General features: G+C 47.4%; 2 protein-coding genes. Both read left to right on the top strand.

Annotated elements, in window-relative coordinates; translation table 11 throughout:
- On the top strand, nucleotides 1-254 hold a 254-nt coding region (locus KDK17_RS04300; protein WP_257252955.1), incomplete at its 5' end, for a hypothetical protein.
- Nucleotides 255-719: 465 nt separating this feature from the next.
- Nucleotides 720-1,725 (top strand): hypothetical protein (locus tag KDK17_RS04295; RefSeq protein ID WP_257252954.1); only part of this gene is annotated, 1,006 nt, incomplete at its 3' end.

The following is a 1,725-nucleotide window of genomic DNA, read 5'->3' as shown; positions in this document are numbered from 1 at the left end:
AAGTTTTTGACATCGAAATACTGACATTACTGGACGGGTACAGGGATGAAATGGAGCTTATGCATATCGTTACCGCTCTTAAAAAAGCCAAAATCGATATCGATAACCACATAATGGAAGGATGGAGGCAACGGGCATGCGGCGAAATAAAGCTGTTAAAAAGGCGAGATCCTTTATTATCAGAGGTTGATCCTGATGTTTATCAGAGTTGTCAGGAACTAGAGTTGCTTGATCGGTGTGGAGTTATTTTATAAAAAAGATCTGTGTCGTATGATAAAAGCTTCTGAAAAAAAAACGTCAGCCAACTCCGTTCATGGCAAGTTCGCCGGTGCAGTGCTATGAAGTCTCGCGCAAACGTCAATCAATGGGCCCTATCCGAATGACGTATGAATTTTTCCAAAAGCGGATGGATTCACAGACGCTGATTTTATTAGCCTGAATCTATGAGACGCTCACAAAAAAACAAAACTGCCTTCTCAATGGTTCGATCACTGCTTCTGCTGGTGGCAATAATGTTTGGGGAGTCACTGCAAGCTTTGGAATGGATCGGCTCAAGCCCACTACCAGTACATTTCTTATATCCCTATCAGTTGGCCGAACCTGAACCGCCCGACCCTGTTCCGGCTGGGTTTATGAAATTCGCCTTCAGTTTACTGCGGCGGCTGCCAAATAATAGTCCTCTTCAGTCTCTCCAACTGCCTCCCCAAGCCATCTGGCCAATGAAGCCAACACTCCGCACTGAACTGTTGGCTATGCCCCCGGAAGTCCCCGATAACACTTCCAATAAGCTGAACACCATCGCCGCTGCCGGGGGAGATGATGGCGATAAGCCAACTGACAGAAATAACTGGAATCCTGACCCTGAGTCCCGGACTGACCTTGACCTTAATCTTGTTTCTGACCCTATTCAAAAATGCCTGCAACAAAAAAAGCAACTCCTTCAAATGTTGCGAATCAAACGACTATGGGCTATTACGACAGGGCAAACCACCCTGGCCCGGATATTGTCAAACCGGATCATGGTGATTGAAGCGGACCTTTTGGACCTGGAAAGATCAAACACCGCCAATATGCATCCGGTGCTGGTTCAGACACGGCTGGCAGAGAATGGTCGGGAACTCAGTGTTTACCTTGAGGTCACTTCTGACAAATATTCTGGCCGACAGGCGGCTAACAGGGAAAAGAGTCAATCCTCCCAAACGACCAAAGCATCAACGACCGAGACAAAAAGCCAGACTCGAAAATCCCATCAGGTTTCCCAAGCTGCTGCCCATAGAAAGGTCATTGGTTCGACAGTCGGCAATGGTCGTGGCGGCGATGATCCAATGGAACCCTCTGCTGCGCAGGATACCGCAAGTTCGGTTGTAACTTGTACCAAGTGTGGCAAGGCACTGAATCTACAGGAATTAAGACGTGTAGCCCATGAGGCAGCAGTTTCAGCACTGTTATGCAAAAGCTGCCTGTCGGGCACTCGAGGTAAAAAAAGAGCAAGACCACCGCGGCAAGAAACAGAGCCTGACTCATCAGAACCTGTTCAGAAAAAAAAGAAAGGCCCGGGTAGAAAGAGAAAAAATTCAAAAGCAACCAATGCACCACCGGCCAAAAAAAAGAAGCCGACAGGCACTCAGACCACCGATGGCCCATTGGAAAAAGTAAAGGCACATATCAAATACGAATTAAGTCAGGAAGAGCTGGAAAAAGCGCAAACCCTGATGGAGGTATTCA

The organism is Endozoicomonas sp. SESOKO2 (assembly GCF_024606245.1).
Lineage (GTDB): Bacteria > Pseudomonadota > Gammaproteobacteria > Pseudomonadales > Endozoicomonadaceae > Endozoicomonas_A.
This window is presented reverse-complemented; position numbering and strand designations above follow the sequence as displayed.